The organism is Enterobacter sp. SA197 (assembly GCF_054131575.1).
In genome coordinates this window covers 2,961,856-2,976,747 of sequence record NZ_CP096393.1, presented here as the reverse complement: position 1 = coordinate 2,976,747, position 14,892 = coordinate 2,961,856, and the positions used below count along the sequence as shown (strand labels likewise).

Genomic DNA, 14,892 nt, shown 5'->3' with positions numbered 1-14,892 from the left:
GAGGATGACAGATGCGAAGTATATTAATCAGCGTCGATAAGCTAGACGTTTACTCTGCCCAGACCACTGAAGCGCTGGATATCGCCGACGCATTACTGGCATCAGGCTGGCAAGTTGATATCGTGACGTCTGCCGCCGGCAAAGTGCTGAACCATGAGATTGAACAACGCGCGTTAACAGGGCGTTTTAATGTCATCACCTCTTCCCGTGGGAGCCTGGCTACCCGTTACGACGCCATCTGGATCTATCGTGGTTATTTCAATGAGAGTCTGCTCACCGCGTTAAGGGAAGCGCGTCTGAGCGGTGCCATGATTTTCCGTCACTTCAGCGACTACAACGATCTCTATATTCCTTATGGTGTGCAGCTAGAAAACCAGCTCGCCACCCTGACGCTTGGCCAGTCTGGCCGTAGTAACGACATTCTGCTGCAAACCGGCATAGAGCGCGCGCAGTTACAAACGCTGCCCTGGACCGTCGCTGAGAAATTTGCCACCTATCAGCGAACCCGCATGGCGCAGGGGCTGCAAAAAGTCCTCTACGTTGCCCCTAATATGACTGCTGAGATGTACGAGATCCAGCAAAAGGCAGGGGAGGAGGGGATTACCCTCGACTGGCTGGATCTCTCATCGCAGGCCACGGGTGTTGAGCCGGCCTGGCTTGAACAGTATGACGTCGTTATCGGTAATGAAGACACCGTGCCTAAAGCGTTGTCGCTCGGCATTCCGCTCTTTCTGGCCATTGAAGGGTATGTTGAAGGGTATCTCAATGAAGAGAACATTGCCCGGCATGAGAATGAACACTTCTGCGCCCAGACGCTGCGTAACTGCCCGGATGCAGAAGAGTGGCTTGAGTTACTGAAAAGCGGTTATGAGAGTGCCGTCCAGTGGACTACGACCAGTCGCGCTCAGTTGACAGAAAAATGGCGTCTGGGACGCAGCCTGGAGGCCATTTTTGCTCAACCGCTGGCGGAAAAACCGCTGCACATTGATGAAAAAGCACACTATGCGTTGAGTTTCCACAGCAAAGCGGTACTCGCGCAACAGTCAACGGACTACTCCATGTCCCGCTGGCTTGAGGACCGCAAGCTGAGCTCTGCCCGCCGGGCGACGTTACTCTCTTTAGCGGAACGCCATCCGGAAAAGGGCAGCATCGGTGTGATTGTTATCGATAAACATTCAGATGCGGCGGCCCGCGAACAGACACTGGCCTCAGTGAACGCGCAATCGTTACGCCCCGCAAGCGTTGATATTATCAGCGACCAGGTGAATCCGGTTAACGCTGTCAACACGCTGTTAGCTGAGCGTCACGCGGATGCGATGCTGGTGATACCGGCTGGGTTCACCCTGCTGGACGACGCGCTGTTGCGCTTTTGCGAGCAGCGCCTGCACCAGCCCAATGCCTGGCTGTTTTACTGCGATGAGCTGACCCGCGTAGAAAACGGTGAGCCGCAGCTGACCATTCGCCCGGATGTAAATATCGATCTGCTGCGTGGCGTACCCTACGTTGGCGAGGTTCTGTTGTTCTCGCGCGATATCGCCTTGCAGTGTGGCGGGCTGGACACGCGTTATTCCCACGCCCCGTTAATCGATCTGCTCTGGCGCTTTGTTGAAGCGCAGGGGGCAGGGGCGCTCGGACGGGTGCCGGACGTACTGGTAGAGAACCCTGCCTCTCCATCACTGTGGATGAACTCGGCCGAGGTACAGGCGGAGTGCCAGCAGATCCTGCTTGCTCACCTGGCCCGACTGGGGATTAGCGCCACGCTGGAAGAGGGTATGGCACCGGGGATCGCACGGGTACGCTACCACTGGGATGCCGCTCCGCTGGTTTCAGTGATCATCCCCACGCGCGACCGGTTTGCGCTGCTCAAACGCTGCGTTGAAAGCCTGATGGAAAAGACGCGCTATACCCGCTACGAACTTTTAATTGTGGATAACCAGTCCGTAGAGGAGGATGCCTGTCGCTTTCTCAACGATCTGGCGGACTCCGGGATCGATCAGGTCCGCGTTTTACGCTACGACGCCCCTTTCAATTTCGCCGAAATTAACAATGCCGCGTCTCAGCAGGCCCGCGGGGAGGTGCTGCTATTCCTCAATAATGATTGCGAAATCATCGAGGGTGACTGGCTGGGTACGATGGTCGAGCAGGTTCTGCGCCCTGAAGTCGGGGTGGTAGGGGCACGGCTGGAGTATGGTGATGGTCGCATTCAACACGGTGGCTATCTGGTTGGGGTTGGGCCGGGTGTGGAAGTGGCCTTCGACGGGGCTGACGGCAACAGCAATGGCTATCAGCACTACCTGAAAACGCCGCGCAACCTCTCCGCTGTCAGCGCATCCTGCATGATGGTGCGAAAAGAGGTCTTCTTCGCGCTGAATGGCTTCCATCAGGAGGCGCTCCCCCTTTACCTTGCTGATGTGGATTTCGGGCTACGGGCACAAAAGTCAGGTTATCTCAATGTCTGGACCCCTTACGCACGTGTGAAACATATGGGCGGGGCAACCCGCTTAATGGGTCAGCAGTTTAAGGTTCAGGAACGGCCCCTTCGCGAAGACTACGCGACCTTACGCCGCGAGTGGAAGCAGGGCGTACTGGCGGAACCTGCCTACCATCCCTTAATGCAGAAAACCGGTAAGCTTTTCACCCTGAGCGAACACACGGCGCGTTTTCATGAGCCTCTGCCCGGGAGACCGCTACCCGTGATGCTGGCGCATCATATTAACTGGCAGGGAAACGGTCACCACCGGGTTATGCAACCTTTTAAAGCGCTCGAACGCCATTATCACATGGAAGGGGCGCTCATCAACGCCATTCCCGGGCTTATGGAAACGACGCAGTTACAACCTGACGTGGTGCTGCTTGAGCTGGTCACCGGTAGCCGTTTCCCGGAAATCATTACCCAGCTGCGTGAGATAAATAACGCAAAAATTATTCTGGAATATGACGATAACCTACTGAATATCCCGCTTAAAAATGGTTCGCGACAGCACTTCCCACAAAAGGCGCTAAAGACATTTCGCAAAGTGCTGGACAGCGCGGACTGGTTGGTAGTCTCAACCGAACCGCTGGCGGAAGCCTATAGCCGTTTCCATTCGGACATCCGTGTGGCGCTGAACCGCCTGGCTCCGGATCAGTGGGGACATCTGCAAAGCCAGCGTGGCGTGGGTGAGAAGATCCGTATCGGGTGGGCTGGTGGCAGTTCTCACCGCGGCGATCTGGAGATCCTGTTACCACTTATAAAAGCGCTGGAAGGGCAGGTAGAGTGGGTCTTTATGGGGATGAAGCCACGCAATATCCGCTGCGAGTTCCATCCAGGGGTCCCGTTTGATATGTACCCTGAAAAACTGGCATCCCTGAACCTCGACCTCGCGCTGGTTCCGCTCGAAGTGAATCATTTTAACGAGTGCAAAAGTAACCTGCGTCTGCTGGAAATTGGCACCTGCGGCGTTCCCATTATTGCAACAGATCTGATGCCTTATCGCTGTGGATTGCCGGTTACGCTGGTTGAAAACCGGTTTAAAGACTGGATGAATGCCATACAGGCCTATATCAATGATCCGCTGTTACGGGCGCGCCAGGGCGATGCGCTGCGTGAGGCGGTCCACCGTGACTGGTATCTGCGCGATGCGGGACTGGATGACTGGCGTAAAGCGTGGTTACCCGCGCGCTGACACTCCGCTGCCAGCGCACGTAAAAAAAGCCGGAACAGATTGCTGTTCCGGCTTTTTTTTAGTCCGGCAACCAACAGCGTGCATAACTGAGCAGTGCTTCGCCCTGCAGGAAGCCATCTTTCTCTACCCCGGCTTTCAGCATGTCTCCCAGTTTATGCGTGGCACTGAGATCGCTCAGATGCATCTCTATCGCATCACGCCAGTGGCGGGAGCGGTTTTCAACGCGCGTCACCGCAAGGGTGTTGCGAAGGCTGATGATGTCGCTGCATATCACCGGTACGCCGCAGGCGCCGAACTCCAGTAACCGCACGGGGCTCAGATTGCGGTTCCACGGGGTGTCTGCCATCGGCAGTAGCGCCAGATCGAGGTTCAGTGAGGCAAGCTTAGAGGCAAACCGCTCAGGAGTGACGGCTGCATGAAACTCGCAGACCAGCGGACGCAGGGAGGGGGGACAGTAACCGAAGAAAATCCACTCCACGCGGTCAGCAAATTGGGCGATGAGCTTGTGGATGATTTCCAGATCGGCAACGTTTCTTGCATCCCCAACCCAACCAATGCGGGGTTTCTGACCTGCATGGCGCAAACTGGTTAGCATCCCCCATTCGGACGGTGCGAGACGAGTGGGGAGTACGCGAATATCCGGGTGCCATCCGGCACAGCTCTCGGCCATGACATCGCTTGCCACCACCAGACGATCGACCCCGGCCACGGTGACGCGCAGTGCACCGGAAATATCCTGCGGATAGTGCTCTCTGGCACTGGCATTTGCTGCAAGCGCCGGCAGATAGTCGTCCAGATCGAACACGGTCATGACGCCGGTAATTTTTCTGTTACGTTGCAGCCACTCAGTCATGAACGGCATTATCTGTCGTTGCAGAATAACCGACGCCGGATTAAACCTCGCCAGATCAACATACTGCCTGGCATGGTGGCTGATTATGCCGTTCACCAGTCCCGCATCCCGCAGGGTAGTAAAGGTGGCGGTCAAACGCTGGTGACCATTGACGTGCTTATCGAGCACAAAGGGCATCACCAGCGGCTGAGGCCGCCAGTGCAGAGGTTGCCAGAGTGCGGGGTCGTCCAGCACCAGCTCGAACCCACCGTTATCCAGCGACAAATTCGGGTTGTAAGCGGGGTCATTAGCAATGAGCGGCAGCCATTTTTGGTACATCACATCCTGCTCCGCCATAAAACGCTGGCGCTTCTTCTCCTGGACCGTTTTATCGACGTGCTTCTGACTCACGCTCCCTTCATGCATGACGACAGCATGGGGTGTCCAGACGGTAAGGTAGCCTGCCTGACGTGCTTTCAGGCATAAATCGACGTCGTTATAGGAGACGGTGAAATTCACCTCATCAAGACCACCCACCTCTTCATACAGCGATTTGCGAATAAGCAGACAGGCCGCCGTCACCACATTGTAGTTCTGGTCCACCTGCAAACGTTGCATGTAACCGGGGCGGTCGTGTTCACTGTCAATAAACGGATGGTCGGCCGGCCCGCGCAGGCCAAGCACTACGCCTGCATGCTGAACGCGGCCGGTCGGGTAGAGTAGTTTGGCACCGACAATGCCGACTTCCGGTCGCAGGCCATGATTGAGCAGATGATCCAGCCAGTCGCTGCTGATAATGGCCGTATCGTTGTTAAGAAGAACCAGATACTCGCCTCTCGCTTCCCGTGCCGCCATGTTATTGATGGCGGAGTAGTTAAAGGGATGCGGGTAACGCAATACGCGTATGCGATTCGGATCGATGGCAGACACCCCCTCAAGCCACTGCAGCGCTTCGGGCGTTTCGCTGTTATTGTCCACGATCAGGAGTTCATAGTTAGGGTAGCGGGTCTTCTCCAGCAGGCTGGTCACACAAGGGATCAGTACGGCGAGCTGATCTTTGGTCGGTATAATAATCGACACCAGCGGCTGTTGCCCGTGGTGATAGCGCAGGGCGTAAAGACCGTTTTGTGGTGCCTCCACCACCCCATTCGGGTAACCGCGGTGGTGCAGATGCTGGGTTAGTATGGCGACCTCTTCCGGATGGGTTGCCAGTAGTGGCGGGTGCGCAGTCACGAATGGCTCAGGCAGATGGCCGGCAAACTGAATGCCTTTGTGCTCAATCAGGCGGGTTATCATCTCAAACTGCCAGGCCGTGGGGTATTGCGGATTAAAACCGCCGAGCGCCAGCAGGGCGTCGATACGAAAAATCCAGTGCCGCGCCATCTCGGCCGGGCAGCTCAGCAGCAGGTCGAGGTTAAAATCAGGGCGCAGTGCGGTGCCCACAATTTGATCGTCTGCCTGGTAAATTTCATCAGCGTAAATTGCATCGCATCCCGCCGCACTGTCCAGAGCGAGATCGAACGTCAGCAGGCCGCTGTTGATAAGCGTCTCGCCGGCCTGTAAGAAGAGGAACCAGTCCCCCGGATAGCGGGCTAAGATTTCGTTAATGACAGAGACGCGTTCATGGGCAGGCGCTACCACCGTCTTGACTTCCAGCCCGCTGGCATCACTGCATAACACCACGGGATCAATCTTCAGGCCATAGCCGGTATAGCTTTTCAGGCTTTCGAGCGTGAGGGCGACGTCATCGGGGGAAGGGACGGGATTATCAATGATCACGCGTAACGTCTGTTGGGTTCCACGGCTGAGTTGATAAGCCTCTGCGAGGCCCTGCTGTTGTGTGGTGAGATGATGGGACGTTAACCACTGTCGGATTTGCCAGGTGCGATAATCCTTTTCAGACTGCTGTAACGACACATAAACCCCGTGCAGCAGATTCTCCTGCTGCACATTTTCAGGATCGTTCATGGGGGCTACACGTACCCACTGATTTTGCTCTTTATCGCCTTTATACCAGCCAAGTTCACGAATAGCCTGAGGCATGCGGGTATAGGTCCGGTTGACGAGATCCCGGAACTGCTCGGTTTTGGCAAGCTGACTGCTTTGCGATTCGGTTACGCGGAAAGCGGAGAGCGTATCGGCAATAAAGGCCAGGTTTCCGGCATGCAGAAGTTTAACGAACACGGCCATATCGCCGAGGAAAGGCATACTCTCTCCCCTTAGCAGGAATAAATCCTTACCAAAAGAGGCCAGATCCTCGCGATAACAGAGTACCACGCTGGGCTCTCCGACGAAGTTAAACAGGTAGTCGGCGAAAAATGCGAGCGCATCGGCGCCATTAAGGATCACATCGCCCTCAAAGGGATAGGCTGTTGCGCCAATATCAATCAGAGGCTTGCCTTCAGCATCAATACGCTGGCGGCGTGAAGAGGCTAAACGGTTTTCTGGTGAGGATTCGAGTGCGCCGACCAGACGGCTAACGCAGTCAGTAAAGAGAATATCGTCGTCATACAGGAATTTAATATATTTGCCCCGGGCGAGGTGTACGCCGCGCAACACGTTGCCTTCCTCATTGAGGCGAACCTCATTTTTGTAATAGCGCACGGGTAGGGAGGACGAGGCGGCATAGCGTTCACTGATAATACGGATGCTGTCATCCCTACTGTCATCACAGATAACGATTTCGATTTCAGGCCAGCTTTGGTTGAGGGCACTTAGCAGTGCGGTTTCAAAAAAGACGGGGTTATAGGCTGGTATAACAATACTCACCAGAGCGTGTTCTTTCATCATTTCATCCGTTAAGCCCCCTGGCGCGCGTCAGGGGAGGTGAACCAGTTAATAATTCAATGTGCCATACACCGGGCGGGTGCCAGCTGTTAAATATCCCCCGTTTTGCAGCTCTGTTCAGGTGATAGTGGCATTTTCAGTACCGATTAACTTCGGAATTGAGAGCGGAAAAGGGCGCTGTTTTGCCGATAACCTCCCGGCGCCAGCGGTATGATGACGTATCATCATTACTTCAGCGTTCGCGCATGTAGGGTCCCATGGCCAAGAATATTTTTGTCACCAGTCCGCTGCTGCCACCTCTGGAAGAGTTCATTCCTTATCTTGAGAAAATCTGGCAAAACAAAAACTTGACCAACGGTGGCGACTTCCATCAGCAGCTTGAAGCGGAGCTGGCACGTTACCTTGGCGTGAAGCACGTTTGCCTTTTTGCCAATGGAACGCTGGCGTTGCTCACCGCCCTTCAGGCGCTACGCGTAACCGGAGAGGTTATCACCACGCCTTACTCCTTTGTGGCGACGTCCCATACATTGTTGTGGAATGGCCTGACACCCGTGTTTGCTGATATCGATCCCCGGACCTATAACATCAATCCGGACCGGGTCGAAGAGCTGATTACCCCGAATACGACCGCTATCATGCCGGTGCACTGCTATGGTATCCCCTGCGATGTCGATAAGATCCAAAAAATTGCCGATATCTACGGCCTGAAGGTTATTTACGATGCGGCGCATGCGTTTGGTGTGCGGCAAAACGACACCAGCATCCTCAATTACGGCGACTTGTCGGTATTGAGCTTCCATGCCACGAAAGTATTTAACACCTTCGAAGGCGGGGCCATCATTTGCCATAATGAACGCACCAAGCAGCGTATCGATTATCTCAAAAACTTTGGCTTTGCCGGTGAAACTACCGTCGTGGCGGCAGGGATTAATGGCAAAATGAACGAAGTGCAGGCTGCGTTTGGACTGCTACAGCTTCAGCATATCGAGGGCGCTTTTAATAAACGTAGTGCGCTGGATAACCATTATCGTGCGCTATTGCAGGATATTCCGGGGGTGCAAATGTTAGACGTACCCGGAAATATTGACTGGAACCACGCCTACTTCCCGGTTCGCATTGGCCCTAATTACCCGATAAGCCGTGATGCGCTTTACGACCTGCTTAAGCAGAACGGCATTATGCCAAGGCGTTATTTCTACCCGCTTATCAGTAATTTCCCAATGTATCGTGGACTGCCGAGTGCGGCGAAAACCGCGTTGCCGCAGGCAAACCTGATCGCGGAAGAGATACTGTGTCTGCCGATTTATCCGGATCTGGAGTTTGAGGATCAATGTAAAATTGCTGACATCATTAAATCTCCCTGGGTTGCCGCAAATGAACCACTGGGGAAAGCGTCCTGATTAACCGGATTACCGGGATGAGACGCAGCTAAAAAGCCATGTAAACATGGCTTTTTTTAACGCAAAAAAACATCCTCCTGGCAACAGGCTGATTAATATCAGTAATTTAACATTTGCACCAAGCTGTTTTCAGCGTAGTGGCTGCTGTGAGCCAGGGGCGGTAGCATGTTCGCCTGACGTTGTTGCATGGCAGTCAATTTGAATTAACACACATGGATATGAAATGAAAATAGCCATCATGCAACCCTATTTCTTTCCTTATCTTGGGTACATCAGTCTCATCAAGCATACGGAACGTTTTATTTTACTCGATGATGTGCAGTTTATACGCCACGGTTGGATAGAACGTAACCGTATTCTTAAACCGGAATCTGGCTGGCAGTACCTGTCTGTGCCGTTGAAGAAAAAAAACCATACCGCCACAATAAAAGAGACCGAGATTAACAACGAGACTGACTGGAGAGATAAACTGCTGCGCCAGCTCACTCACTACAAAAAGAAAGCCTCATTCTTCAGAAAAACGATGGCAGTTGTTGAGCAGGGACTGGATATCAGAACTGACAGCATTGCTGAACTGAACCTTCATGTATTGAAATCCGTGTGTGGCTATCTGGAGATCAATGCCGATCTGTCTGTCTTCTCTCATCTGAATATGGATATAGAGCCGCCTGACGCGCCAGATGAATGGGCTCTAAATATATGTAAAAAAATTCCGACAGTGTCTGCGTATTGGAACCCTACCGGCGGAATGACGTTTTTTGATAAAAATAAATATACCGCAGCTAATATTGATCTGGTTTTTCAGAAAGTAAATCTCACACCCTACTCTCAGTCAAACCAGGGGCTGGCGTTTGAGCCTGGATTATCCATTATTGACGTTATGATGTTTAATTCTCCTGACGCGATACATACTATGCTGGATAATTATGAAAAATTATAAAGAGTATGGTGGTTTTCTGCATATGGAAGCAGGACGTGGTGGTCTTTATCACCCTGATGCCATTAATCTTAATTCAGCAAGAAATGCGTTAAAGTATATCATTCGCCTGCATAAAATAAAAAAAATATATGTCTCCTTTTTTACCTGCCCCGTTATCTGGCAGGCGATTGAGGAAGAACATTGCGAGATGCACTATTACGATGTAGACGGACAAATGAACCCGGTGCTCGATAATGTCGATGGCGAGGATTTTGTTCTTTGCAATGATTATTTCGGTATTAAATCAAAAGAGATGCATAGGCTTGCCGGTCAGTTTCCGGGTTTAGTTGTCGATAATGCGCAGGCGTTTTTTGCAAAACAAAAAGGCATCGCTGCGATTTACAGCCCGAGAAAATTCTTTGGCCTCCCGGACGGGGGAATGGCATTAACGTCCGGCACGCTGGAAGAAGCGTTCGAAAAGGATATCTCCTGGCAACGATGCCAGCATTTACTGAGGCGTCACGATGCAGGTGCCAGTGCGGCATACACCGATTTTTGCGAGGCTGATAGCCAGCTCAACTCAGCTGAAATCAGAGCAATGTCTGCCGTAACGGAAAACTTGATGCGTGGTATCGATTATGATTTTGCCAGACGACGTCGTCAGGAAAATTTTGTGCAGCTCCACAGCATGCTGGCAAAAATTAACGGCCTGACGATAGATCTCACTGATGAAGATGTTCCTATGGCCTACCCATTATTAATTGATAATCCAGGGCTGAAAAGTCGGCTGATTGGGGAGAAGATCTATGTCCCCACCTACTGGCCGCAGCTTGAGGATATCTGCCCAAAAGGGAGCGCGGCGCTTTATTTTAAAGCGAATCTGGTGCCACTCCCCCTCGACCAACGCTACGATTCCGAAGATATGCATACAATTGCTGAAAAGGTATTGCGCATACTCCAGAGAGAATAAAAAATGGCAACAACTAAAAAAATTAATGTCCTCGTCTTTCCCTGTGGCGCTGAGAATGCGAATGAAATATATCAGTCGCTGCGTTATTCCCTGCACGTCAATATCATTGGCGCATCAAGCGTTGAAGATCATGGCAGATTCACTTTTCCGCAATATCTGTCTGATATTCCGAATATTATGGACGCGCGGTTTAACGATGTTTTTTTCGACATCATTAAACAGCACAATATTGATGTTGTGTTTGCCACTCATGATACCGTCGCCGAGGCGCTGGCCCCACTGGCCGAGGGGATGGGGTTTTTCCTGGTTAACGGTAACGAACAGGCGACCCGTATAGCCCGTAAAAAAAGCGAAACGTATGCTCTTTTTAACGATTGCACGTGGGTGCCTGAGGGGTATGCCGACCCGGATGCCGTAACGGCATGGCCGGCAATTATTAAACCTGATTTAGGACAAGGGGGTCAGGGCGTTACGCGTGTTGATAATCTGAAACAAGCCTGGCAAGTTTATAAAAACACTACCCTGCCTGTGCTGGTGGAATATCTTCCTGGCGGTGAGTTAACCGTAGACTGTTTTACCAACCGTAAGGGGGAGGTCATCTGGATTGGACCGCGAACCCGTGAGCGCGTACGCGCCGGTATCACGATGCGCTCGCAGTCCGTTGAACTTACCGATGAACTCCGTGATATTGCACTGACGATATGTAAGCGCATACCATTGCGTGGACCCTGGTTTTTCCAGTTAAAAGCGAACGCAGATGGGAAATGGAAATTATTAGAGATCTCCTGTCGCATCAGCGGCACAATGATATTCCAGCGTGCCCGGGGAGTGAACCTGCCACTGATGGCTATCCATGACTTTATGGGAAGGGATGTTGCGGCTATGCCGAATCACGATATCACCTTGATAGACCGATGCATCAGCACCAAAGCGCGAGTCAATCGCGACTACAAAAACGTGTATGTTGATCTCGATGACACTCTCATTATTAACGGTTTCGTTGTGCCTGGTGTAATCAGCTTTATTTACCAGGCTATTGCTGACGGTAAGAAGGTCTACCTGATCACGCGCCACGAATATGATGTCCATCAAACTCTTGAAAAGGTCAGGATTTCTCCCGCCGTGTTCGATGAAATCTATCATGTGCAAGATAAAGAGAGTAAGGCCAACTATATTAAGCCAGATTCGATATTTATCGATAATTACTTTATTGAAAGAAAAGACGTATTTGAAAAAACAAAGTGTCTTGTTCTGGATGTTGATGCAGTAAATTTATTACTATGCTAATTTTTTACGGTGCACTGCTGCATAATATGCAAAATGTAATCTGCACATTCCAGTATCCATTGCTAATTAATAAATGAATTATTTTTGAGGTCGCTATGACAATTGAACGCGGTGAGGCACTTCGCCAGTTGTGTGATGAATTCATCAAGGGCAGAGTGCCTCGATATATTTTTGGTCGGACACCTTATGCTAAAGATATCATCGAATATATCAAGCCTGATGGTATTATTGATGATTTCACTACGGAATCTACCTTTAATGGTGTTCCGATAATTAAATTGGCGTCAGTCCCAGCTAAAGCTATTGTCGTTTCATCTATCGTCGATGGCAGGCCTGTCACTGTCAGTCGGTTACTGGCGGGAAAGGAAATCGGTAATATTGATTATTATAGTTTTAAGCATTATTCCGGTTTGCCACTGAAAGAGCATTCACTTGTCGCTAATGCAGAGTTTCGTTCGGATTATCAGCAAAATCGCGATAAGTATGATTATGTCTTCAATCACCTCGCTGATGAAACTTCAAAAGAAACTTTCTCACGTCTGGTTGATTTTCGGTTGAATGAACATCTTGAAACTATGGAGTATTTTACTTTCAGGCCCGAAGAAAGCTACTTTGAGTCTTTTATTAACATTGATTCTACTAATGCCGTTTTTGCAGACGTCGGAAGCTATGATGGTAGTACTACTCTTGAATTCATTCGTCGCTATCCTGGTTATCGTAGTGTCCATCTGTTTGAGCCAGAACCAAAGCAGATGGCAGTTATTCGGAGCAGAGTAGAGGCGCTGGATCATATTCATTTTCATGAGTATGGTGCTTCAAATTGTGCCGGGGTATTAAAATTTACCTCTTCGGGAAGCTGGTCGCATGTTGACGAGCAGGGCGATATAGAGGTCAAAATTAATACGTTAGATAACCTGGTTAATGAGAAAATTTCATTTATAAAAATGGATATTGAAGGTCATGAATATGCGGCACTGGAAGGCTCGCGTGAACATATTCTGAACGATCATCCGGTACTGGCAATCTGCGCGTATCACCTTGTGGACGATTTCTGGAAGCTCCCCGAGCTGATTTTCTCCTTCCGCTCAGATTATAAGCTTTACATGCGTCATTACACTGAAGGTGTGCTGGAAACAGTCTATTATTTCATCCCTGAAAAACATAATGGATAGTCAGGTACAGCAAAAAGGCATCGTTTTCGATGCCTTTTTAATTATGCTAACGAAGCAGTGTGTGACACGGAGAATTGTTGCGCAACGTTCACCAGGTTTGCTGTTTTAACGCATCGCGTCGGTATCGCTGATTTTAAATGCCGAGCAGCTAATCCCTTCTCAGAAGCCTTCCTGCCTTCACTGGGGCATATGGGTGCCTGTATTGTTAAGAATCTGATAAAATTAAGCCGGTTAGCCCTGGCGTCTCATTTTTTGCTATTCACCTTTTCGCCAGGCTGTGTAAAGCACCGCCATGTAAAGCAAGCCCGATTGCCTCAATAACGCGATTCAGTGCACACTTCTTTTTTATTACCGCAAATAACGCCCATTTCACCCACTATTCATCCGATTAAAACCCCTACAGAATCGGATAATCATGCCGATAACTTAAACTAACGCAGGGCTGTTTATCGTGAATTCACTGTATACCGCTGAAGGTGTAATGGATAAACACTCGCTGTGGCAGCGTTATGTTCCGCTGGTGCGTCACGAAGCATTGCGCCTGCAGGTGCGTCTGCCGGCGAGTGTGGAACTGGACGATCTGCTACAGGCGGGCGGAATCGGGTTACTGAATGCAGTTGACCGATACGACGCTCTGCAAGGAACGGCATTTACCACTTACGCAGTGCAGCGCATTCGTGGGGCCATGCTGGATGAATTGCGCAGCCGTGATTGGGTGCCGCGCAGTGTCCGGCGTAATGCCCGCGAAGTGGCACAGGCGATGGGGCAACTTGAACAAGAGCTGGGACGAAACGCAACGGAAACCGAAGTGGCGCAGCGTCTTGGTATCCCTGTTGAAGAGTACCGTCAGATGCTGCTTGATACGAACAACAGTCAACTTTTCTCCTATGACGAATGGCGAGAAGAGCATGGCGACAGTATTGAGCTTGTGACTGACGATCATAAACAGGAAAACCCGTTATTCCAGTTACTGGAAAGTAATTTGCGTCACCGCGTCATGGAAGCTATTGAATCCTTGCCGGAACGTGAACAACTGGTTCTGACCCTTTATTACCAGGAAGAGCTTAATCTCAAGGAGATTGGCGCGGTTCTGGAGGTCGGTGAGTCACGGGTAAGTCAGCTCCATAGTCAGGCTATTAAACGCTTACGTACCAAGCTGGGTAAGTTATAGGGTCGGTTGTCTGACAGCCCCTGGTAATGCCGCACAACGCATTGACAACCAGGAGTTATCATGACGGTGCAGCAACCTAAAAGACGGCCACTAAGCCGCTACCTTAAAGACTTTAAACACAGCCAAACGCATTGTGCACATTGTCACAAGCTCCTCGACCGCATCACCCTGGTGCGTCGGGGGGAAATTGTGAACAAAATTGCGATTTCACGCCTCGACAGTTTGCTGGACGAAGCCGCCTGGCAACAGGAGCAAAAGGAGTGGGTTGCACTCTGTCGCTTCTGTGGCGATCTTCACTGCAAAGAACAGAGCGATTTTTTCGACATCATCGGTTTTAAGCAATTCCTCTTTGATCAAACTGAGATGAGCCACGGCACCGTGCGTGAGTACGTTGTCCGCCTGCGCCGTCTGGGTAATCACCTCACTGACCTGAATATCTCCCGCCATCTTCTGGATGAAGGGTTCCCGGATGAAAATCTTGAACCCTGGTTGCCCGCCACCAGCACCAATAATTACCGCATCGCACTGCGTAAATACGCACAGTTTAAAGCACAGGCGCATTTTAACGTGGTGCAAAAAATCGCGGTCGGCGCAAGATCTGATATATATTAAAAATGAATAACATGTAACGGAAGGGTGCTTGTACTTTATGACAAGCGCCTTACCCTGTGAAAAATTATCTCATTCGG

General features: G+C 50.9%; 9 protein-coding genes. 8 read left to right on the top strand and 1 reads right to left on the bottom strand.

Going from position 1 to position 14,892, the window contains the following annotated elements:
• Positions 1 to 11: 11 nt before the first annotated feature.
• The gene (locus M1D91_RS13900) at positions 12 to 3,665 is read left to right on the top strand and encodes a glycosyltransferase (protein ID WP_437433985.1); all 3,654 of its coding nucleotides are present in this window, start codon (positions 12 to 14) and stop codon (positions 3,663 to 3,665) included.
• A 58-nt stretch (positions 3,666 to 3,723) separates the two neighbouring features.
• Here M1D91_RS13900 and M1D91_RS13895 read toward each other — a convergent pair whose 3' ends face one another.
• Positions 3,724 to 7,287 carry a glycosyltransferase gene (locus M1D91_RS13895; RefSeq protein WP_437433986.1) on the bottom strand — a complete coding sequence of 1,188 codons (3,564 nt, stop codon included), beginning with the start codon at positions 7,285 to 7,287 and terminating at the stop codon, positions 3,724 to 3,726.
• A 254-nt stretch (positions 7,288 to 7,541) separates the two neighbouring features.
• On the opposite strand from M1D91_RS13895, the gene M1D91_RS13890 reads away from it, so the two are divergent.
• The 7 genes from M1D91_RS13890 to fliZ all read left to right on the top strand — a co-directional run bounded on the left by M1D91_RS13890 (position 7,542) and on the right by fliZ (position 14,815).
• Complete coding sequence (locus tag M1D91_RS13890; protein ID WP_437433987.1) at positions 7,542 to 8,684, top strand: DegT/DnrJ/EryC1/StrS family aminotransferase; 1,143 nt, start codon at positions 7,542 to 7,544, stop codon at positions 8,682 to 8,684.
• Between the two features lie 223 nt (positions 8,685 to 8,907).
• Complete coding sequence (locus tag M1D91_RS13885; protein WP_437433988.1) at positions 8,908 to 9,624, top strand: WbqC family protein; 717 nt, start codon at positions 8,908 to 8,910, stop codon at positions 9,622 to 9,624.
• Positions 9,611 to 10,573: a hypothetical protein gene (locus M1D91_RS13880; protein WP_437433989.1), complete on the top strand. Its 963-nt coding sequence runs from the start codon at positions 9,611 to 9,613 to the stop codon at positions 10,571 to 10,573. Before M1D91_RS13885 ends, M1D91_RS13880 begins: the two co-directional genes overlap by 14 nt.
• Positions 10,574 to 10,576: 3 nt before the next feature.
• Positions 10,577 to 11,860: an ATP-grasp domain-containing protein gene (locus M1D91_RS13875; RefSeq protein ID WP_437433990.1), complete on the top strand. Its 1,284-nt coding sequence runs from the start codon at positions 10,577 to 10,579 to the stop codon at positions 11,858 to 11,860.
• Positions 11,861 to 11,955: 95 nt separating this feature from the next.
• A complete protein-coding gene (locus tag M1D91_RS13870; protein ID WP_437433991.1) occupies positions 11,956 to 13,032 on the top strand; it encodes an FkbM family methyltransferase in 1,077 nt (358 codons plus the stop codon).
• Positions 13,033 to 13,483: 451 nt separating this feature from the next.
• Positions 13,484 to 14,203 carry an RNA polymerase sigma factor FliA gene (gene fliA, locus M1D91_RS13865; RefSeq protein WP_437433992.1) on the top strand — a complete coding sequence of 240 codons (720 nt, stop codon included), beginning with the start codon at positions 13,484 to 13,486 and terminating at the stop codon, positions 14,201 to 14,203.
• Between the two features lie 60 nt (positions 14,204 to 14,263).
• Positions 14,264 to 14,815, top strand: a complete 552-nt coding sequence (fliZ, locus tag M1D91_RS13860) for a flagella biosynthesis regulatory protein FliZ (protein ID WP_437434610.1) — start codon at positions 14,264 to 14,266, stop codon at positions 14,813 to 14,815.
• Positions 14,816 to 14,892: the final 77 nt, after the last annotated feature.

Coding starts and splice junctions, on each gene's coding strand:
- M1D91_RS13900 (WP_437433985.1), top strand. CDS start 12: ATGCGAAGTATATTAATCAGCGTCGATAAGCTAGACGTTTACTCTGCC.
- M1D91_RS13895 (WP_437433986.1), bottom strand. CDS start 7,287: ATGATGAAAGAACACGCTCTGGTGAGTATTGTTATACCAGCCTATAAC.
- M1D91_RS13890 (WP_437433987.1), top strand. CDS start 7,542: ATGGCCAAGAATATTTTTGTCACCAGTCCGCTGCTGCCACCTCTGGAA.
- M1D91_RS13885 (WP_437433988.1), top strand. CDS start 8,908: ATGAAAATAGCCATCATGCAACCCTATTTCTTTCCTTATCTTGGGTAC.
- M1D91_RS13880 (WP_437433989.1), top strand. CDS start 9,611: ATGAAAAATTATAAAGAGTATGGTGGTTTTCTGCATATGGAAGCAGGA.
- M1D91_RS13875 (WP_437433990.1), top strand. CDS start 10,577: ATGGCAACAACTAAAAAAATTAATGTCCTCGTCTTTCCCTGTGGCGCT.
- M1D91_RS13870 (WP_437433991.1), top strand. CDS start 11,956: ATGACAATTGAACGCGGTGAGGCACTTCGCCAGTTGTGTGATGAATTC.
- fliZ (WP_437434610.1), top strand. CDS start 14,264: ATGACGGTGCAGCAACCTAAAAGACGGCCACTAAGCCGCTACCTTAAA.